The sequence below is a fragment of the Chryseobacterium sp. DZ-32 genome (genome assembly GCF_059587025.1).
The window spans coordinates 24898-46198 of sequence record NZ_JCAIOM010000012.1; the positions used below are offsets into that span (position 1 = coordinate 24898).

Here is a 21301-nt window from a genome sequence, read left to right on the forward strand (position 1 = left end):
ATACAAACCGCTTCAAAAAGCGGTTTTTTATTTGCAGGCAATTCACTATTTTTGAATCATGATTAAAGCAAGAAATATCCATAAATCTTATGGGAATTTAGAGGTACTGAAAGGAGTTGATATTCATATCAAAACAGGAGAAGTGGTTTCTATTGTAGGAGAATCAGGAGCAGGTAAATCTACACTGCTGCAGATTTTAGGAACACTGGATCATCCCACCCAGTCCGTTAAATACGATACTGAAATTGAAATAGCAGGTGAATCATTTATCAATATGAATGATAAGCAGCTTTCAAAATTCAGAAATCAGAATATCGGTTTCGTATTTCAGTTTCATCAGCTTCTTCCGGAGTTTACCGCGTTGGAAAACGTATTGCTTCCGACAAAAATAGCAGGAGCCAACGAAAGAGAAGCTATCGAAAAGGCTTATGCTTTATTTGAAGATCTGAAGATAGAGCAAAGACTGAATCATAAACCCAACCAGCTTTCTGGTGGAGAAGCGCAAAGGGTAGCGGTGGCAAGGGCTTTAATCAATTCACCGAAAATCATTTTTGCGGATGAGCCTACAGGTAACCTGGATTCCAAGAATGCGGATGATCTTCACAGATTGTTTTTCGATCTGAGAGACAAATACAACCAGACTTTTGTTATTGTAACCCATAACCCTAATCTTGCAGAAATTACAGACCGTAAGCTTGTTATGAAAGACGGAATGATCATAGAGTAGCAGTATAAAAACCGGATGATGAAACACTTTATTTTTCTTTTTTTAATAGTAATTTCCTGTTCAAAAGCTGAATCCCAGCAGTTGAACCCGTTGGGTATTCCTCAGGCAAGGATTTCGGAGATTAAAAATTATATTAAAGGAAAAGAGTACAATCAGGAACTGGCTGTTTTTATCAACTTTAAAATCCCTTCAGGAAAGTATCGCTATTTTATTTATAACCTGAAAAACAATACAATCGTACAGCAGGCTGTTGTCTCTCATGGCTCAGGTTCGGTTATTCCAAAGTCAGATGCTTTGAAATTCAGTAATATTGAAGGATCTTATCAGTCATCCCTTGGAAAATATGCTATTGGAGAAAGCTATGTAGGAAAATTTGGTAAAGCGTATCGGCTGGCAGGTCTGGATTCTACCAACAGTAATGCTATGCAGAGAGCCATTGTTCTTCATTCTTACGGATGCGTTCCGGATAGAGAATCCCGGAATCCTGCATGTTTAAGTTTAGGCTGTCCTATGCTTTCGGTAAATGCTTTCAAAGAAACGGCAAAATACATTGATCAGTCGAAGAAGCCGATCATTTTATATGCATTCTATTAACTTATAATTCCTTTTCCATGGCTATAAAATTTCTTGCAGAAGATGACAGACCCAGAGAAAAGTTTTTGCAGAAAGGCAAGAGCTCACTTTCTGATTCTGAGCTGTTAGCAATTATTATGGGAAGTGGAAACAGGGATGAGAATGCTGTAGAGCTCGCAAGAAAAATTCTGAATTCTGTCAATAACAACTGGCATCAGCTAAGTTTACTATCCGTTAAAGACCTGATGAAATTCAAGGGAATTGGTGCTACAAAGGCTATTTCAATCATTACGGCCTTAGAGATCGGAAAGAGAAGAGCTGTTCAGGAAATTCCTGAAAAAACAATGATTGGAAATAGTCACGATGCCTATGTCATTCTCAGAAACCAGCTCTCTGACCTGAGAACAGAAGAATTCTGGGCGATTTTCCTTAATAACAGCAATAAAGTAATTCATGTTTCTCAACTCACACAGGGAGGGATCAGTCAGTCTATTGTAGATGTAAGAACACTTTATAAGTCAGCTTTGGATCATTTTTCAACCGGCATTATCATTGCCCACAATCACCCTTCCGGAAGCTTAAAACCAAGCCGGGAAGATATCAACATTACACAGAAAATAAAAGAAGCAGGAAATACATTAAGTATCCAGCTTTTAGACCATATTATTGTCACGCAGGATGCTTATTTTAGTTTCTCGGACGCAGGATTATTATGATTAGAAGATTAAAATACCATGAAATTGACTTTGTAAAATATGCTCAGTGTTTAGAAAATTCCGAACAAAGAAAATATTCTGCTGCAAAGCATTTTTTAGATACTACTTCTACAATGCCCTGGGAAATTCTTGTTTATAAAGATTACGAAGCAGTAATGCCTGTTCCTTTCGTAAGAAAATACGGGATGAAAATCGTGCACAACCCTAAGCTTTGTCAGCAGCTGGGTGTTTTTTCCGTTAAAGATGATGTGGATCTTAATGAGGCTTTTCTGGAATATCTGGAAAAAAATTATATGATCAGGGCATATCCTTTCAATGATGTCAATCAGCTTCGTACAAAGATCAGAATCAAGAAGAATTTTTTACTGTATCCTGATGCTTATGAGAAGGTGTATACAAGATATTCACCCAAAAGAAAAAGAAAACTTAGGTTAGATGAAGCTGTTTTAAAAGAATCAGAAATTAAAATAATCACTTACCATAAAGCTAAAGCTTTTATTGAAGCGAATACCATAGGGTTGAGCAAGGAAAATGATCTCGGAGAATTCATGAGGATCTTTGAAAGTTTTCATCATCTTGGTTACCTCAAATTTACGGCATTTTACTATCAGCATAAGATTATCAATATAATTGCTACCTATACGGACTGTGGTATGGTAGCGCTTTTAGGAAATTTTAATGATAAAAATTATGTCAGATTATCAGGAGCATCCGTATTGATTGATCATGTCATTAAAGAGAATATTGAAACTCATATATTTGATTTTGAAGGAGGAGAACTCCCCAATATTGAGGAATTTTTCCGCGGATTCCGGCCGGAATTAAGGCCTTACGGAATTATTGAGAATTCAAAAAAGAACCTTTTCAAAAAGTTAGGGTATCTTATATTAAGAGGAAAGTCTTTTTTATGATGAAAAGCATTGTTTAGATTGGTTCTAATTAAGTAATATTCCGTAACTTTATAAAATCCTTAGTAAAACAGTTATGTTACAACAGATTCGTCAGTACAAATTATCATACATGCTTTATAACTTGTTTAAAAAGAATAAATTAAAGCATAATATTCCATTATATAAAAAATACGGAATCAATAAGAACTATTTTTCAAGTATTTCAAGCAAAGATTTTGCTCATCTTCCAACTAGTGAAAGAACACTGGATTATACAAAATTGAAGGAAACCCCTTTTTTTAAGAAGCTTTCTGAAGAAAATAAAGAAAGTGCTCTTCAGTATGATGAGAATGGGTATATGATTCTGAGAAATTTCCTTAGTCCGGAAACAGCAGATCAAATCAATACTGAAATTGATAAACTGATGAAGGATGGGACTTTGAAATTTATATACGGAGGAAAACTGATGTTTGCGATCCATCATTCAGAAATCATTAAAAATATTGGAAGTGATCAAGAACTGTTAGAATTTTTATCTGTTTTGCTTGACGGAAAATCCAAACTTTTCCAAAGTATCAATTTTATCAATGGCAGCCAGCAGAAAACCCATTCTGACAGTATTCACATGACCACGTATCCATTAGGTGGTTTATTAGGTGTATGGATTGCCCTGGAAGATGTAGACGAAAGTAACGGAGCGCTTCATTATATTCCTAAAAGTCATAAGCTTCCTTATTTCCTGAATTCTGATTATGATAATGAAGGTACAGCCCTGAAAATCGGCAAGAAAAGCTACAGAGCCTATGAAACCTTTCTGGAAGATAAAGTAAAAGAATTAGGCTTAAAGAAAGAAATTTTTAAAGCCAAAAAAGGAGATTTACTGATCTGGCATGCCAATATTCTTCACGGCGGAGAACCTCACACAGATAAAAACAGAACCAGAAAAAGCCTTGTTTACCATTTCTTTGATGAAAATAGTGTCTGTTATCATGAAGTAACACAAAGACCTGCTCTGTTTGAACTTTAGGGCACTTCTTCATAAAAACTTTCTTTAGGCATTTTAAATGATAGTTTTTTTACATTTGTATTCTTAATATCAGTGTATGGGAAAAAAGAAGAATATTCTTGTTTTTATATTTTCAATGTATGTATGCGTTATGTCATACTACCTGTATACCCACCATTACTACAATACTGATATGGAAGCCTATATGGGACTCATCTATAAAACGGAATATCCTGAAATGAAAATTGAAGAAATTCATCAGAGGGTATATGACGAACTGAGAGAAAAAAGTCCTGATTTCGCGGGACTTGGTTCTGTTAATCCAATGGCTGAGGAAGTAGCCAAAGGGGAGAGTACTTACTATAAAATCATCTCGCAAAATCCCAAAGCCTACGAAGAAGAGTTACAGCTTTTTGTGGTAAAACCTTTTTATAATTTTATCGGCTGGTCATTGTTTAAGCTTGGTTTCAGTGCTTCTGCTTCAATCTCCCTGATTTCAGTTATCTCTTATGCATTAATTCTGGTTCTGATTTTCAGCTTTTTGATAAAAATTCTGAGAAATTATCCTCTTGCCTTTATCCTTACTGTTTTAATTTCACTGTTCAAGCCCTTGCCGGAATCGGCCCGGCATGTTTCAGCAGATTCCTTATCATGCCTGCTGCTTCTTTTGAGCTTTTATGTATTTTTAGTGAGAAAAAATTTCTTTTTCGCAGGCATATTGGCTATGCTGTGTGTGCTTACAAGGCCTGAATATTTTATTTTTTATTCATTCCTGTACGCCCTTATTTATTTTTATAGAAATAACTTTCAGATTACAACAGGTTCATTACTGGTATCATATGGATATATATTTCTTTCCTTCTTTTTAATACAGGCTTTTAATCAGGTTTCGTGGTCTGCACTTTTTATGAATCAGTTTACCAAAGTTCAGATTTATCCTGTGTCACAGCCTGATCCGTTTTCCTTTGCAGATTATATTCTCTTTATTAAAAGTAATGTAATGTTGGAGTTCAATTCTTCCTACTTTCCAATCTTATTGATTTTTATTGTAATCATTTTAGCCAATCGCTTCTCGTTTTACAATAAAAAGAATCAGGCTCAGCTCTTGTTTTTTGCTGCTATTTACACAACTGTCATGCTGAGATTTTTGGTTTTTCCGTCTCTGGTAAACAGGATGATGCTTGGCTTTTATCTTATAATTATCCTTGCTTTGGTCTATATACAAATTTCTAAAGTGGATATCTTTAAAAACTCTTTAGAAGACGGAAAATAATTAGTAATTTTGCAGTCTAAAATTATGACGAGTCTATCAGGATATTTACCCTATGCATTTGCATTGATTATTGCAATTCCTTTTCTGGTTTTGCTCAGACAATTTGTACACTCATATATTACTCTTAAGAACCAGGAAATCAAATTACTTAGTGTGAAATCCAACTCAGAGAACAAAGCACATTCTTATGAAAGAATGACCTTGTTTCTGGACAGAATGAAGCCTTCCAACCTTATACAGAGGTTCGACAGGGGACTGGCCGTTCATGAGTTTATTTTCCTGACTGAAAAGGCGATCAATGAAGAATTTGAATACAACTCTTCACAGCAGTTATACATTACAAAAAACTCCTGGAAGAATATCGTAGACTCAAAAAATGCGATTATAGAGCTGCTTCATAAAACTTATGACGGGTTGAAAGGAGAGGTTCAGCTGGATGAATTCAAAACGATTTTCATCATGAACTATATGGAAGGCAACGACTATATTGCTGAAACCATTGAAGATTTAAGAAAAGAAATTTTAATAATAACTTAAAAATTAACAGATAAATAATGATTCCAAATTTTAAAGCACATCCATGGCACGGAATTTCTGCAGGAGAAGATGCGCCAAATGTTGTAAACGTATTTGTGGAAATTGTTCCTTCAGATACTATTAAATATGAAGTAGATAAAGAAACAGGATATTTAAAGGTAGACAGGCCGCAGAAATTCTCTAACATTATCCCTGCTTTATATGGTTTTGTTCCTAGAACTTACTGCCACAATGAAGTAATGAAACTTGCTATAGAGGCTGGAGCTGATGATGTAACGATGGGAGATCATGACCCGCTTGATATCTGTGTTTTAAGTTCTCACAACATCCATGCAGGAGGTTTATTGATGGAAGCTATTCCAATCGGTGGTTTCAAAATGATCGACGGTGGTGAAGCGGATGATAAAATTGTTGCTGTAATGATCAATGACCACGCTTTCGGACACTTCAGAGATATTTCTGAATTACCGGAAGCAGAAGTAAAAAGATTAATGCACTATTTCCTTACCTATAAAAACTTACCGGATGAGCCTGCAAAATGCAGAATCCAGGAAGTTTACGGAGCTGAGCACGCAAGAAAAGTGATCAAAGCTTCTCAGGCTGATTACGCAGAAAAATTCGGAGGATAAGATTTTCTTCCCAACGCATACAAAAAAGCAGATGAAAATTCATCTGCTTTTTCTTTGTGAATATTTTATGATATCAATAAATTCAGTTTCTTTTGTATACGGAATTTCCTTCTTTTATCGTTTCAAGCACCTTAATGTTTCTGAGATTTTCAGGACTTATCGTTAAAGGATTCTGATCGAGAATAACAAAGTCAGCCATTTTACCTGCTTTAATAGAGCCTTTTTTATTTTCTTCCTGCAACTGATGGGCTCCGTTAATGGTAATCGCTTTTAAAGCTTCCATGGGAGTGATTCTTTCATTAGGTCCTAAGATCATTCCCGAACGCGTCTTTCTATTCACTGCTGCATAAACTGCGGTAATCAGATCGGGTGGTGTAACCGGAGCGTCATGATGAATGGTAAACGTAATTCCTGCTTTTAATGCTGAGTTGGCCGGACTTATAAAAGCAGCTCTTTCAGGACCGAAAACACTTGAATAATGCCAGTCTCCCCATAAATAAGCATGAGTAGAAAAGTAAGAAGGAATTACCCCTAATTCTTTTATTTTTTGAATGTGATCCGGGCGGCTGTTTTGTACGTGAATTAAGGTTGCCCGCAATTCCGGATGGTAAATATTTTCATCTTTTAACCTTTTAATAACCCGTATAGCCTGATCAATGGCGGCATCTCCATTCACGTGAAGCTGTGCGGTTATATGATTCTGGAAAAGTGTTTTCAGGTCGTTATATAACGTTTCATCCGTAAAGATGGGAAATCCTTTGTAATCTGTAGACTGACCTTCGGGCGGAATTAAATAAGGCTGTGTCAGCCAGGCTGTTTTTCCCTGTGGAGAACCATCATCAGAAAATTTAAACCCGGCCAGTTTAAGGCGATTTTCATATTTCATATACTTTGGCTTGAAACGGCTGAAATCCTTTTTGAAATATTCATAATCCGGAAAGTAAACAACATCAGCTTTAAGAAGATGTTGGGATGCTGCTTTTTCTAACAGCGCAACACTTTCTCCCATTGTTCTCCCATCACAAATGGTCGTCTGTCCATAGCTGAGCCATTCTTCCTGAGCCTTCATCAGGTTTTCCATGGCGTGAGCCTGAGTATCTTTGCCTTTATTCATTTTTTCTGTTAAGGTCAGTAAAGCGGTGAAACTCGCATTCTCTTCTAGTTTTCCGTTCAGTTTTTCTGTTTTTTTATCCCTGCCAATGTGTCCTCCTTCAGGATCTTTTGATGATTCTGTTATTCCCAGAAGTTGTAACATGGCACTGTTTGCAACGCTGGCATGGCCCGAAGCATGAATAACAATAATAGGATTGGTTTTGCTGATGGCATCCAGTTCTGTTTTTGTAGGGTGACGGTGTTCTGCCATAATCGCATCATCATACCCATTTCCGATAATGGGCTGTTGACCGGTAATTTTATTGTTTTTGATATAGTTTTTAATTGTATTCTGTAAATCTTTGATTGAATTCACCGTACCATAAGGCTCTGGAGACAGATCTACAGCATCCATGATCCCGGCTCTTGAAGTAAGATGCCCATGAACATCTATAAAACCGGGAAGAAGAGTTTTTCCATTTAAATTAATCATTTTGGTGGCAGGTTCCGAGAAATGCTCTGCCTCCGGTCTTGTTCCGGCAAAAAGTATTTTCCCATCTTTAACTGCTACTGCTTCAACTTGAGGAGAAGAATCCTCCATTGTTATAATAGGACCTCCGAAATAGAGAATTTCAGCTTTTTCTTTAGGTATCTTATTGTGGCAACTGCTTATGCTTACAGATAAAAAAAGAGTATATAAAATCCTTTTCATAAATAATTAATTCAAATTGTAGTGAGAAACAAATTTACAAAATAATAGATTATTATTAGTGAATTTTATTACGTGTTTATAATTTCATTATATTTATAAGACTAATCTCAATTTTTTAATATAAAATAATAAACTATGGATCTATTTGTGTTAGTGCCAATTTTTGGTGTCATAGCTTTGCTTTATACATTTCTTCAGAGCAGCTGGGTCAATAAACAGAATGCCGGAAATGAAAAAATGAAAACAATCAGCGGCCACATTGCAGATGGTGCAATGGCTTTTCTAAAGGCTGAATACAAAATCTTAACGTACTTTGTTGTAGTCGTTGCCATTTTACTGGCAGTGATGGGATCAAGTAATGCCAATTCACACTGGAGTATAGGAATTGCCTTTGTAGTAGGTGCTATTTTCTCAGCATGTGCAGGTTTTATCGGAATGAAAATCGCTACCAAAGCTAATGTCAGAACAGCTGAAGCGGCAAGAACTTCACTGTCAAAAGCCCTTAAAGTATCTTTTACCGGAGGTTCTGTGATGGGAATGGGAGTCGCTGGCCTTGCTGTTTTAGGATTAGGTGCTTTATTTCTGATCATTAAGCAGATTTTTGCCCCTGAAGCTACCGTAGATTCCCACGAAATGGAAAGAACCATTGAAATTCTCACCGGATTTTCTCTGGGTGCAGAATCTATCGCCCTTTTTGCAAGAGTAGGAGGCGGTATTTATACAAAAGCAGCAGACGTAGGTGCTGACCTTGTGGGAAAAGTGGAGGCCGGAATTCCCGAAGACGATCCCCGAAACCCTGCTACCATTGCAGATAACGTTGGAGACAATGTAGGAGACGTTGCCGGAATGGGAGCAGACCTTTTCGGATCTTATGTTGCTACGGTTCTGGCTACTATGGTATTAGGAAGAGAAACCATTTCTGATGACGCCTTCGGAGGCTTTGCCCCGATTCTTTTACCGATGCTGATTGCAGGAACAGGAATTATATTTTCAATGATCGGAACTTTATTTGTGAAAATTAATGATAATGAAGGTTCATCCACTTCCAGCGTACAGAATGCATTAAATCTTGGGAACTGGGGGAGTATTGTGATTACGGCTATTGCTTCCTATTTCCTGGTAACGTATATCCTTCCTGAAAAAATGGTTTTAAGAGGGCATGAGTTTACGAAAATGGGTGTTTTCGGAGCGATAATGGTGGGATTAGTAGTAGGAACCTTAATGAGTATCATTACAGAATATTATACAGCCATGGGAAAAAGACCGGTTTCCAGTATTGTGAGACAGTCTTCTACAGGGCATGCAACCAATATTATCGGTGGGCTTTCCGTGGGAATGGAATCTACTTTGCTTCCTATTATTGTATTGGCGGGAGGAATTTATGGTTCTTATCTGTGTGCCGGGCTTTATGGAGTGGCAATTGCCGCAGCTGGAATGATGGCTACCACAGCCATGCAGCTTGCTATTGATGCTTTTGGACCTATCGCAGATAATGCCGGAGGTATTGCTGAGATGAGTGAACTTCCCAAAGAAGTACGTGAAAAAACAGATATTCTGGATGCCGTAGGAAATACAACGGCTGCTACAGGAAAAGGATTTGCCATTGCTTCAGCTGCCTTAACAGCATTGGCCTTATTTGCTGCTTTTGTAGGAATTGCAGGAATTGATGGTATTGATATTTACAGAGCAGATGTTCTTGCCGGACTTTTTGTAGGTGGGATGATTCCGTTTATCTTCTCCTCATTGGCGATTACCGCAGTAGGACAGGCTGCTATGGCAATGGTAGAAGAAGTAAGAAGACAATTCCGTGAAATTCCGGGAATCCTGGAAGGAAAAGCGCAGCCCGAATATGAAAAATGTGTTGCCATTTCTACCGATGCGTCCATCAGAAAAATGATGCTTCCTGGTGCTATAGCCATCGTTTCTCCTTTATTAATAGGATTTATTTTTGGTCCCGAAGTATTGGGAGGATTCCTGGCTGGTGCTACAGTATGCGGTGTTTTGATGGGAATGTTCCAGAACAATGCAGGCGGGGCCTGGGATAATGCCAAAAAATCATTTGAAAAAGGAGTTGACATCAATGGTCAGACCTATTATAAAGGTTCAGAACCTCACAAAGCATCTGTGACAGGTGATACGGTGGGAGATCCGTTTAAAGATACATCAGGACCATCGATGAATATTCTGATCAAATTAATGTCAATTGTTTCTCTGGTAATTGCACCTACTTTGGCTGTTTTACATAAAGATAAAATTGAAGCCAACAGAAAAGCGAAAATTGAAAGTCTTACAGGAGTTTCCGGTATGGCAACAGCTGCAAGTGGTGATAATCCGATCATTACTGCTGTTCCTGGAGAAATTAAGGGATATCTTAATGAAAATGGGGACTTTGTGTATGAAACAGGAAATATTCAGAAAATAAAACTGAATGGAGGGAAAACCATCGCCATAGGTGATGGGAGCCAACTTTACCAACTTTATAATGTGGTGAAACAAAAAGATAAATCGGCTTTAGATCCCAATAAATGGTACACCATTGAAAATCTTTATTTTGAAACAGGTTCCAGTGATCTGAAAGCAGAATCCGCACTTCAGCTCAATACGCTGGCGGAAATTTTAAATGCTTATCCTGATCTGAAAATAAAATTGGGCGGATATACAGACAATAGTGGTAACGAGGACAGTAACCTTAAATTATCCAATTTGAGAGCGCAGACAGCAAAACTCAAACTGCTTGAGCTAGGTATTGCAGCAGACAGAATAGAAGCAGAAGGATACGGATCACAATATCCTGTATGTAAAGCCAATGACACTGATGAATGTAAAGCAAAAAACAGGAGAATTGATGTAAGAGTACTCGCTCTTTAAAATCAAAGTATAAATAGTACAAAAGCATCGCTATGGCGGTGCTTTTGTATTATAAATACAGTCTAAAAATATCCACCATCATCTGTGAAAATCTGTGTGATCTTTGGGAAAAGCAAATCCAGAAAAATCAAAGACTTCTTTTCAAATGCTCCAAAGCCTGAATAATCAATTCATCTTTTTTAGCAAAACTAAACCTGACATAATCAGAATTCTCCCTTGAATTATAAAATGCAGAAAGTGGAAGACAGGAAACCTTCTTATCAATGGTAAGCCATTTTGAAAACTCTACATCTGTCATGCTTTTAGAAATAGTCCTGAAATTAACAACCTGAAAAACACTTCCTTCCGCTTGTTGTTCGATCTGAAGCGGTGTTTCTTTAATCATTTCATTAAAAATATCTCTTTTTTTCTGCATGAGTTTTTTATTGAGATCCGGATCAAATACGTCGAGATATTTTGCGATAGCATATTGTGCAGGAGCATTGGCACTGTAAGAAATATACTGTTGATGACATTGAAATCTTGTTGTTAAAACTTCTGAAGCAAGCATATAACTCACTTTCCATCCCGAAGTATGAAACATTTTACCAAAAGAAAAAATACAGAAAGTCTTTTTCCTGAGTTCAGGATGGATGAAAGAACTGTAATGTTCAGTTTCATCATAACAATAAGTATCATATATTTCTTCTGAAATCAAATAAATATCACGGTCTTTGATCAGTTCATAGAGCTGATTCCAGTCTTCTTTTTTCCATATTTTTCCGGTTGGATTCTGGGGAGAGTTGACAATGACTGCTCTTGTCTTTTCAGTAATACAGTCTTTAAACAGATCCCAATCTATGGTAAAATCACCATCAAGATCATAATAAACAGGAATTCCTCTATTCATAACAACAGCTGGCCCATAAGTGTAGTATGAAGGTTGAATAATGATAACTTCATTACCTTGATTCAGAATTGATTTAAGTGCAGTATATAAAGCAAAGGTTGCACAGGGTACAATCGTGATTTCCTTTGTGGTAACCGTTATTTGATGAATTCGTTTTGCATTGAATCTGATAATGCTCTCCATCAGCAGAGGATTGCCTGCAAGAGGTTCATAGTGATGCGTGTTGTGCTCAGCAGCTTCCTTTAAAAATACTTTCAGGCGTTCATCAATATCAAAATCGGGAAGTCCCAGAGAAAGATCAAAGCTTCCGTGCCTGGCTGCCAGCTCGGACATTTCCGTAAAAAAGGAATAATGAGTAAATCCGTAAATTTCTTTCACTTATTTTGTATTTTTATCAAATATAATAAAATTTTAATATCAAAATTACACTTAAGCTTATGTGTTGGTAGATCTGTAATGAACTGCATATTATTTTGTCCTGTTGATTATCAATGCGGGGATTCAATAAAAATTGTTATTTTTAAGAAATTTATTCTTTATGAAAAAAATACTTATCCCGTTATTGGCCATGGCGGTAGTAACCAGTTGCGGAACGGCAAAAATAGCTGACGGAAGCGCGCCACATTCTGTTTCAACAAAACATAACAAAGCATTTAACAATGCCTATAAAGAGATTAATGCAGAGGATTTAAAGAAAAACCTTTACGTCATTGCAGCAGACGATATGGAAGGGCGTGATACCGGAAGCAAAGGACAGAAAAAAGCGGGTGAGTATATGATTAATTACTATAAGAATCTGGGTATTTCAGCTCCTAAAGCACTAGGCTCATACTATCAGAAAGTGTCATCTGACTTCATGAAGAAAAGAGGCGGCGGCAATCTTCCTGATTCTGAAAATATTTTAGCGTTTATTGAAGGAAGTGAAAAACCCGACGAGATTGTAGTGGTTTCGGCACATTATGACCATGTAGGTACAAAAAACGGAGTAGTATACAACGGAGCAGATGATGACGGAAGCGGAACCGTTGCTGTAATGGAAATAGCAAAAGCATTCCAACAAGCTAAAAAAGCAGGAAAAGGGCCTAAAAGATCAATCCTGTTTCTCCATGTTACAGGAGAAGAACATGGACTTTTCGGTTCAGAATATTATTCCGAAAACCCCGTTTTTCCATTAGCCAATACCGTTGTTGACCTTAATATTGATATGATCGGACGTGATGATCCTGCCAACAGAGGTAAGCAATATGTTTATGTAATTGGTTCTGATATGTTAAGCTCTCAGCTTAAAGTCATTAACGAAGCTGCTAACAAAAGGACCAACAACCTGGAACTGAATTATAAATACGATGATCTGAATGATCCTGAACAATTGTACTACCGTTCAGACCACTATAATTTTGCCAAGCATAATATTCCTGTAGCCTTCTTCTTTGACGGTATTCACGAAGACTATCACAAACCAGGTGACGATCCCGAAAAGATTGATTATCAGTTATTGGAAAAAAGAACCCAGCTCATCTTTACAACAGCATGGGATATTGCCAACAGGGAAGAAAGAATTGTGGTTGACAGAAAATAATTATTAATTTTAATTGGAATGATATTTTTTTAAACCTTGATAAGGTTAAAAAAATATCATTCCTGTAAACTGCCAGCAAAAACATTACCATGAAAACAATAATCCGGGAAGCAAAGCCAGAAGATATCCCACAAATACAGATTGTGAGAAACTCCGTGAAAGAAAACACGCTGTCAGATCCTGGATTGGTTACCGATAAAGATTGTGAGGAATTTCTATTCCAAAGAGGAAAAGGTTGGGTTTGTGAGATGGAAGATCAGATCGTTGGTTTTTCCATTGCAGATCTGAAAGAAAACAATATCTGGGCGCTCTTTGTGCATCCGGATTTTGAAAACCTTGGAATAGGCAGGAAACTCCATGATATTATGCTGGACTGGTATTTTGAACAAAATAAAGATTCCGTATGGCTGGGTACTTCACCTGGAACAAGGGCTGAAATCTTTTACAGAAAATCTGGATGGAAGGAAGCTGGACCCCATGGAAAAGGAGAAATCAAGTTTCAAATGAGTTCTGAAAACTGGAAAAATAAAAAATTATGACACCAAAACTGAAATCCATCAGACCTTTTATCGGAGCGCAAAACTTTGAGATCAGCAGAAATTTTTACAGAGATATGGGATTTCAAGAAGTAGTTCTGGAATCTAAATTGTCTTTATTTACAAGAGAAGAAATCGGTTTTTATCTCCAGGATTATTATGCAAAAGACTGGGTGGATAATACCATGATCTTTATGGAAGTTGCCAATACAGATGAATTCTGGAAAGAACTCTTGTCTCTGGAGCTTACAGAAAAATATGAAAATGTGAGGCTTACTCCTGTAAGAACAATGGATTGGGGGAAAGAGTGCTTTGTACATGATCCTTCAGGAATATTGTGGCACTTCGGTGAGTTTTTTAAGAAATAAATATGATTTACGCATTTGATACCTATTATTATGAGGATTATGCCAATACCGTGTGTATTGCATTTGAAGACTGGACCTCTGAAAAAGAAGTGGAAGTCTTTATAGAACAGATTCCCGTAAGTTCAGAATATGAAAGCGGGGCTTTTTACAAAAGAGAATTGCCCTGTATTTTGAGTCTGCTAAAAAAAATAACATTAAGACCAGAAGACATTATCATTGTTGATGGATATGTCACTTTGGATAATAATGGGAAAATTGGCTTAGGCGGCCATCTTTATGAAGAACTGAAAGAAAAATATCCTATTGTTGGGATTGCAAAGAATGAATTTAGAACTCCTGATTCCCAACGAAGAAATGCAGTTCGTGGAGAAAGTAAAACCCCACTTTTTGTAACAGCGAAAGGAATAAATGTAGATGAAGTTCAATTAAAAGTACAACAGATGCATGGCGATTACAGAATGCCTACGCTGTTGAAAAGATTAGACCAACTAAGCAGAGCATAAATAATAAAGTCTTACAAAAAGTAAGATTTTTTTTGTCTATGAATATACCGATTGGTATATTTTAATTATCTTTGTTATATTCCTTTGTCAATATAAAAAGGATTTTTTTTAATCAAAAATATACTGATCGGTATATTGTAAAAAATAAATTCTATGAAAGAAGTATTTATAGTCGCCGCAAAACGAACCCCGGTGGGTGGTTTTATGGGAAGCCTCTCTGGATTTACAGCACCACAGTTGGGAGCTATTGCCATTCAGAACGCTTATGAAGGTATCAATCTCTCACCAGAGCATATAGACAGTGTATATATGGGAAATGTGCTAAGCGCAGGACTCGGACAGTCGCCAGCCAGACAGGCTGCGATTTTTGCTAAAATTCCCGTTGATAAAGATGCTACGACAATCAACAAAGTCTGTGCATCCGGAATGAAAGCGGCAATGATTGGGGCTCAGCAGATCCAGCTTGGAATGGAGCATATTGTTATGACGGGAGGAATGGAAAGCATGAGCAACGTTCCGCATTATGTCAAAATCCGTCAGGGGACAAAACTGGGAGATACGAATCTTACTGATGGATTGATTAAAGACGGGCTATGGGATGTCTACAATGATTTCCACATGGGAAGTGCAGCGGAATTAGGCGTGAAAAAATATGGACTTACCAGACAGGAACTTGATGATTATGCCCTTCTCTCATACCAGAGAGCTCAGGAAGCGGCAAAAAACGACAAGATTGGCAACGAATTGATCCCAATATCGATTGAAAGTAAAAAAGGAACTACAATCGTTAGTAAAGACGAAGATATTGATAAACTGATCCCAGAGAAAATTTCCCTTTTGAAACCTGCATTTGAAGCCGACGGAACACTTACAGCAGCCAATTCCAGCAATCTGAATGATGGTGCTGCAGCCCTTTTACTAGCGTCTTCTGAAGCAATAGAGCAACATAATTTAAAACCACTGGCAAAAATAATAGCCTATGCAGATGCCGCTCAGGCACCAGAATGGTTTACCACTTCACCTTCCATCGCTATTCAGAAATTGTTGAAACAAACAGGTCTCAATCTGTCAGATATCGACTTTTTTGAAATTAATGAAGCGTATTCTTCAGTAATTCTATCCAATCAAAAAATTTTGGATTATGATATCAGCAAGGTAAATGTATACGGAGGAGCAGTTGCATTGGGACATCCGATTGGTGCTTCAGGAGCAAGGATTATGACCACTTTAGTGAATGTTTTACGCCAGGAAAAAGGAAAGTATGGAATTGCTGCCATCTGTAATGGAGGAGGAGGCGCTTCCGCAGTTCTTATCGAAAATATAGACTAAAAGGGATAAATTACCTTAGATTTCAATTATTATATTAAAAAAGATCTTTCTTAAAGTTAAATTTGAGAAAGATCTTTTTCGTTGGCAACATATTGATTATCTATTGGTAAAACAGAATATTTAATGAGTGCAGACGAAATTTAAAGACTCTATTTTTATTAAGCTGACAAATATCATCGTATTGTTATTTTTATTCATTCTAAATAAATATAAATTTGTCCCAAGAAATTGAACAAAGAAAATGAAAAAAATAACTACTCTTTCTGGTATTGTACTTGCATCCCTGACGAATGCGCAGCTGCAATATTGTATGCCAACCTTTCAGTACGGAGCTGACAGCAACATGATCAGTAATGTAACTTTCGGAACGATTAATAATTCTTCATCCATTCAATCCTCCAATGCACAAATTTATGAGAACTTTACAGCAATATCTACAGACCTGCAGCTGGGAAATTCCTATCCGATATCTGTGAAAGGGCCATCCAGTACATTTCCAAGTGATGTAGTTGTTTTTATAGACTTTAATCAGAACGGAAATTTTGATGATGCAGGAGAAAGCTTTTATATCGGAAGACTTGATGCCGCTAATCCGGCCAATGCTTTTACAGTTAATAATACCATAGCAATCCCGGTCAATGCTGCCATCGGAAGTACAAGAATGAGAGTTCTTAAAAATACCAATGTTCAGGCCTATTCAAATCCTGCTGCTCCGAACTCTATCAGTTCAGCTTGTGACAGTAGCTTAAGAGCAGGGCAGACGGAAGATTATACGGTTAATATCATAGGAAATACGGCCAGTTTCCCGGCTCCTTATTGCGGTACTGAAAATATTACAAGCTTGACCGTGAGTGAGATCAGTACGGTAGAATTTGCCGGAGTTGTTAGAAACAGTGCACTTGACGGCAATTCTGATGTTCTTGAAAACTTTACAGCAACAGTGTTTAATGTGAACCGTGGAAATACCTATCCCATAAGTGTGACAGGTGGTACCCATGGCCAGAATACCGTATCTGCCTATGCTTATATTGATTTTAACCATAATAATCAGTTTGATGCTGATGAACAATTTAATCTGGGCTATCTGGATAATTCCAATCCGGTTTCCGGTCATGAGTCCGGGATTACAACAGCTAATATTACCATTCCGGCAGGAGCGCAGTTGGGAGAAACCCGTTTCAGACTGGTAAAAGCCTATGAATCCAATTCATGGATGGGCGCTTTAAAGAATCTTCCCTGTCCTTCAGATTGGTTTATCGGTCAGGCAGAGGATTATACTTTAAATATTCAGCCTGAAAGTCTTTCAACATCAGAAGTTTCCAAAGAGTTACCGGCCCAGGTGAACATATATCCGAACCCTACATCAGGTTCAGTGACAATCAAGATGAAGGAAGGATTGGAGAAATACGAGATTTACAATATGTCCGGACAAAAGATGCTGGAAGGTAATTCGATGACCGTTTCAATGGACAATTTTATTCCGGGAATCTATCTGATTAAAATTCAGACCAAAAATCAGAAAACAGTTACAGAAAAAATTATTAAAAAATAGACACATCATATCTAAATCATATCCATATCAATTTTTGTTTTTTAATCGACAGGTCTTTTACCTGTCGGTTTTTTATTTGCTGTTTTTAAGCTTTTATATTATGATTCAGATCCCAGTAAATCCATCAAATCCTGCTTAGACAATCCCTGAAGCTTCTTTCCGTCAGTGGTCAATAGATTCTGAGCCAGTTCTTTTTTCTTTTTCTGAAGCGTAAGAATCTTTTCTTCTACAGTATTGGAGCATATCATCCGTACAGCAATTACATTTTTAGTCTGTCCTATACGGTAACTGCGGTCAATAGCCTGGTTTTCAGCTGCAGGATTCCACCATGGGTCAACAAGATAGATATAATCTGCTTGGGTAAGATTGAGACCGACACCTCCGGCCTTTAAGCTTATCAAAAATACACGGATATCTTCATTGTTCTGAAAATGAGCTACTTTTTCCCCTCTGTCTTTCGTTTGACCCGTTAAATATTCAAACTGAATGCTGTTGTGTTCCAGTTCAGCTTTGATCAAATCAAGCATGCCTACAAACTGTGAGAAAACAAGGATTTTATGATCTTTTGACTTCCCAAGGATTTGCTCCATCAGAATTTCGATTTTAACGGCATTTTCACCGGAGTATCCCTCTTTCATCAGAACAGGGGAATTACAGATCTGTCTGAGCCTCGTAAGGCCTGTAAGAACATGCATGCTGTTCTTGTTCAGATCATCGTCATCGTTGGCGGCAATAAACTCACGAAGTTCCTTTTCATAAGCATCATAAATTTTGCGCTGTTCCGTATTCATTTCACAGTAGATTACTGTTTCAGTTTTCTGCGGAAGTTCTTTGGCAACCTGTTTCTTAGTTCTTCTGAGGATAAATGGCTTTATCTTTTGCTGAAGCTCTATGGCACGTTTGCTGTACTCAAATTTATCAATAGGGATAGCATAAATGTCTTTAAAATACTGTTTGCTTCCCAACAATCCGGGACAGGCAAAAGAAAGCTGACTGTAAAGATCAAAAGTGCTGTTTTCAACGGGCGTCCCCGTTAGTACGATTCTGTTTCTTGATTGAAGCAGACGTGCCGCTTTATACCTTTCTGAATTAGGATTTTTAATCACCTGTGATTCATCCAGAAACACATAATTGAAATTAAGCTTTTTCAAAAATTGAATGTCCGAAAGTAGCATTCCGTAAGTGGTAAGAACTACTTCGTAATCAGGCATATGAGCGGTTGTTTTTGGACGGTCTGCACCATAATGAAGCAGAACTTTTATGGAAGGTGCAAATCTGCTGATCTCTTCCTGCCAGTTGAAAATCAGGGAAGTAGGAACCACAATCAGATTGGTGGTGTGGCCTCTTTTTTCCCTCTGTGAAAGAATAAAAGCAATGATCTGAATGGTTTTTCCAAGCCCCATATCATCAGCAAGACATCCTCCGAAGTTGAAACTGTCAAGAAAATTAAGCCAGTTGAGTCCGTCATGCTGGTAATCTCTCAACTCAGCATTCAGCTCAGCGGGAACAGCCGTTTCCGGGATGTCTTTTACTTTTGAAAACTTTGTAGAATAGGAGGTAAGTTCTTCCTGAATCTCCTTGCTCAGAATTTCTTTTTCAAATAGTGACGTTACCTCCGAAAAATTGATTTTCGGAATCTTTAAAAGCTCTTCATCAATTTCTCCTGCTCTGAAATAAGCAGCTATCTTTTCCATCCATTCTTCGGGAAGAATTCCCATGCTGCCATCATCCAGCTGGACGAATTTACTCTTATTCCGGATGGCCCGGTGAAGCTGTTTCAGAGAAGCTTCTTTGGGACCAAATCCTACTTTCAGTTTAGCGTTAAACCAATCCAGTCCGCTGGTAATCTGAATATTGATTTTTGCCCGGTGAGGGTTTAATTTATTGTTTTTTAATTCGTTAAAGCCAAGTATGATGATTCCTTCGTTTCTCCAGGTTTCAAAAGCTTCAAGAAACCAGTTGTTATCAAGAAACTTATCCCTGTGGAGATAAAAATACTGGTAGCCGTCCATCTGATCTTCAAAATCAGGATGCTGCTGCATCACCAAAGAAGTAAAACGGGCTTCAGCTGATTCATTTCTTTCTATTTTAAATGGATTTCCATTATGATCGGTATCAAAGAGCTGCTTCCTGGAATAGACCGGAACTTCCACATCACCGTATTTCATGACGGGAGTAATTCCTATATAATTTTCCTGCTGACGGAGATAAATGACTTTTTCAGTCTGATAATTCTTGTCTTCAAGCTGTACTTTCGTTGCGGGTTGTATGTAGCTGTAATTAATATGGATACGTTCTTCTAAAGCGGAAAGAATGTCCTGCATAAATGCTTCATATTTTGAAGAATGAACCAGTAGAATTTCATTATGAGCCTTAAAGAACCGAATGATTCTGAGCATGTCCGGATTGTCTACAAAGCTGAAAATGTTTCGGTTATACACAAAATACTCATTTCTGAGAACTATATTTTTAAATGGAAAAGCAATGTCATTAAACAACAGTTCTCCGGTGATTTCAAAAAACGGATCTTTCTTAAATACAGATAATTGAACCTCGGCATCTAAAGTATTTAATTCAACCTGGGAAAGTGATTTTGAAGAAACCGTTTCTGCGATTTCCCGGTCGTGATAATACACTTCCAGTTCCAGAGGATTCTGTACAATAAGTTTTAACGCTTCAAGTTCTGCAGGGTTGTAATCTTCATTATAGTTATTCTGAAAAGTAGTAATGGCAGTATAAAATTTGATGTCTGCAGGTTTTTCTGCTTTCCAGATAAGCCGCATGGCATCTACGGGAGTGACCGGATTTTTGAGCTTTCCTGCCTGCGTTATCTCTGCCTCCATCAGAGAGAACGTCATATGATTGTAATAACGGTGTTTACCGATAACCAATATCTGTTTTTTACCTGTTTCCAGTATGGCCAGCTCATCCAGTTTAGATGGAAGCTGAGGAAGAAGGTCCCTTGTCAGCATCACATCATCTGCAGGAAGCATTTCTTTGATTCTGGGCTGTATTTTAATTTTGCCTTCAGTATATTCCAGTTCAAAATACTGATCCAGATCCGGCTCATTTTCCAGCCCATATTCTTTTGCTTTAGGAAGAAAGGTTTTTTTACGGAGTGTTTCATCAAAAAACAGGCGATAGTTTTTATCTTCAATAATGCAGTGAATTATTTCTGCCTGATGAGAACAAAGCTGGTTCTTTTCATTGCTGCAGGTGCATGAACAAAGCAGAGTGCTGTTTATTTTGCTGATGGTAACCACCGGAAAATCCTGTAATGAAGACTCTTTTGTAAATATTCCTGTATTGTTTTCAATAGCAACAGGATAGATTTCACGAAAATCCCTGATCCCGATAAATGCACTGTCTGAGGTATGTTTCAGCAGGTCATATACGGAAAGTGTACTGATATTGATGTTGTCAAGAATATATTCTGCCATAAAAATAGATCGGGACAAACTTACAAAAAACAAATATATTAAAGAATCCGTTTTGGCTACACCTTACCCCATTTTGGCAACT

At 37.4% G+C, this 21301-nt stretch carries 18 protein-coding genes; 15 read left to right on the forward strand and 3 right to left on the reverse strand.

Annotation, left to right across the window (positions count from 1 at the left end; all coding sequences use genetic code 11):
* The first annotated feature begins 58 nt into the window (after nt 1-58).
* The 8 genes from AC59HC_RS14450 to AC59HC_RS14485 all read left to right on the forward strand — a co-directional run bounded on the left by AC59HC_RS14450 (nt 59) and on the right by AC59HC_RS14485 (nt 6351).
* Nucleotides 59-727, forward strand: a complete 669-nt coding sequence (locus AC59HC_RS14450; RefSeq protein ID WP_411413281.1) for an ABC transporter ATP-binding protein — start codon at nt 59-61, stop codon at nt 725-727.
* A gap of 15 nt (nt 728-742) precedes the next feature.
* Nucleotides 743-1321: a murein L,D-transpeptidase catalytic domain-containing protein gene (locus AC59HC_RS14455; RefSeq protein ID WP_496558866.1), complete on the forward strand. Its 579-nt coding sequence runs from the start codon at nt 743-745 to the stop codon at nt 1319-1321.
* A 17-nt stretch (nt 1322-1338) separates the two neighbouring features.
* Nucleotides 1339-2016 (forward strand): RadC family protein, encoded by a 678-nt coding sequence (radC, locus tag AC59HC_RS14460; protein WP_496558867.1) that lies wholly within the window; start codon nt 1339-1341, stop codon nt 2014-2016.
* Nucleotides 2013-2927, forward strand: coding sequence for a hypothetical protein (locus AC59HC_RS14465; protein WP_496558868.1), 915 nt, complete (start codon nt 2013-2015; stop codon nt 2925-2927). The genes radC and AC59HC_RS14465 overlap by 4 nt, the downstream gene beginning before the upstream one ends.
* 73 nt (nt 2928-3000) lie before the next feature.
* Nucleotides 3001-3933: a phytanoyl-CoA dioxygenase family protein gene (locus tag AC59HC_RS14470; RefSeq protein ID WP_411413279.1), complete on the forward strand. Its 933-nt coding sequence runs from the start codon at nt 3001-3003 to the stop codon at nt 3931-3933.
* A 76-nt stretch (nt 3934-4009) separates the two neighbouring features.
* Nucleotides 4010-5185, forward strand: coding sequence for a hypothetical protein (locus AC59HC_RS14475; RefSeq protein WP_343640035.1), 1176 nt, complete (start codon nt 4010-4012; stop codon nt 5183-5185).
* A gap of 24 nt (nt 5186-5209) precedes the next feature.
* The gene (locus tag AC59HC_RS14480) at nt 5210-5722 is read left to right on the forward strand and encodes a DUF7935 family protein (protein WP_137903997.1); all 513 of its coding nucleotides are present in this window, start codon (nt 5210-5212) and stop codon (nt 5720-5722) included.
* Between the two features lie 17 nt (nt 5723-5739).
* Nucleotides 5740-6351 carry an inorganic pyrophosphatase gene (locus AC59HC_RS14485; RefSeq protein ID WP_047495607.1) on the forward strand — a complete coding sequence of 204 codons (612 nt, stop codon included), beginning with the start codon at nt 5740-5742 and terminating at the stop codon, nt 6349-6351.
* Nucleotides 6352-6433: 82 nt separating this feature from the next.
* On the opposite strand, the gene AC59HC_RS14490 is transcribed toward AC59HC_RS14485, so the two are convergent.
* The gene (locus tag AC59HC_RS14490) at nt 6434-8155 is read right to left on the reverse strand and encodes an amidohydrolase (RefSeq protein ID WP_496558869.1); all 1722 of its coding nucleotides are present in this window, start codon (nt 8153-8155) and stop codon (nt 6434-6436) included.
* 135 nt (nt 8156-8290) lie between these two features.
* On the opposite strand from AC59HC_RS14490, the gene AC59HC_RS14495 reads away from it, so the two are divergent.
* Entirely contained in the window at nt 8291-11023 is a 2733-nt protein-coding gene (locus tag AC59HC_RS14495; protein WP_496558870.1) for a sodium-translocating pyrophosphatase, read from the forward strand.
* Between the two features lie 127 nt (nt 11024-11150).
* Here the strand turns inward: AC59HC_RS14495 and AC59HC_RS14500 are convergent, their stop codons facing one another.
* Complete coding sequence (locus AC59HC_RS14500; RefSeq protein WP_496558871.1) at nt 11151-12290, reverse strand: aminotransferase class I/II-fold pyridoxal phosphate-dependent enzyme; 1140 nt, start codon at nt 12288-12290, stop codon at nt 11151-11153.
* Nucleotides 12291-12450: 160 nt separating this feature from the next.
* Between AC59HC_RS14500 and AC59HC_RS14505 the strand changes: the two genes are divergently transcribed.
* From AC59HC_RS14505 to AC59HC_RS14530, 6 genes are all read left to right on the forward strand, one after another.
* Complete coding sequence (locus AC59HC_RS14505) at nt 12451-13491, forward strand: M28 family metallopeptidase (RefSeq protein ID WP_496558872.1); 1041 nt, start codon at nt 12451-12453, stop codon at nt 13489-13491.
* Between the two features lie 89 nt (nt 13492-13580).
* Nucleotides 13581-14030 carry a GNAT family N-acetyltransferase gene (locus AC59HC_RS14510; RefSeq protein ID WP_062670173.1) on the forward strand — a complete coding sequence of 150 codons (450 nt, stop codon included), beginning with the start codon at nt 13581-13583 and terminating at the stop codon, nt 14028-14030.
* Nucleotides 14027-14395, forward strand: a complete 369-nt coding sequence (locus AC59HC_RS14515; protein ID WP_062670171.1) for a VOC family protein — start codon at nt 14027-14029, stop codon at nt 14393-14395. Before AC59HC_RS14510 ends, AC59HC_RS14515 begins: the two co-directional genes overlap by 4 nt.
* Nucleotides 14396-14397: 2 nt before the next feature.
* The gene (locus AC59HC_RS14520) at nt 14398-14898 is read left to right on the forward strand and encodes an endonuclease V (RefSeq protein WP_343640019.1); all 501 of its coding nucleotides are present in this window, start codon (nt 14398-14400) and stop codon (nt 14896-14898) included.
* Between the two features lie 153 nt (nt 14899-15051).
* Complete coding sequence (locus tag AC59HC_RS14525; RefSeq protein ID WP_123278403.1) at nt 15052-16227, forward strand: acetyl-CoA C-acyltransferase; 1176 nt, start codon at nt 15052-15054, stop codon at nt 16225-16227.
* 241 nt (nt 16228-16468) lie between these two features.
* Nucleotides 16469-17779 carry a T9SS type A sorting domain-containing protein gene (locus tag AC59HC_RS14530; protein ID WP_395973392.1) on the forward strand — a complete coding sequence of 437 codons (1311 nt, stop codon included), beginning with the start codon at nt 16469-16471 and terminating at the stop codon, nt 17777-17779.
* Nucleotides 17780-17877: 98 nt separating this feature from the next.
* On the opposite strand, the gene AC59HC_RS14535 is transcribed toward AC59HC_RS14530, so the two are convergent.
* Nucleotides 17878-21219 (reverse strand): DEAD/DEAH box helicase, encoded by a 3342-nt coding sequence (locus tag AC59HC_RS14535; protein ID WP_496558873.1) that lies wholly within the window; start codon nt 21217-21219, stop codon nt 17878-17880.
* Nucleotides 21220-21301: the final 82 nt, after the last annotated feature.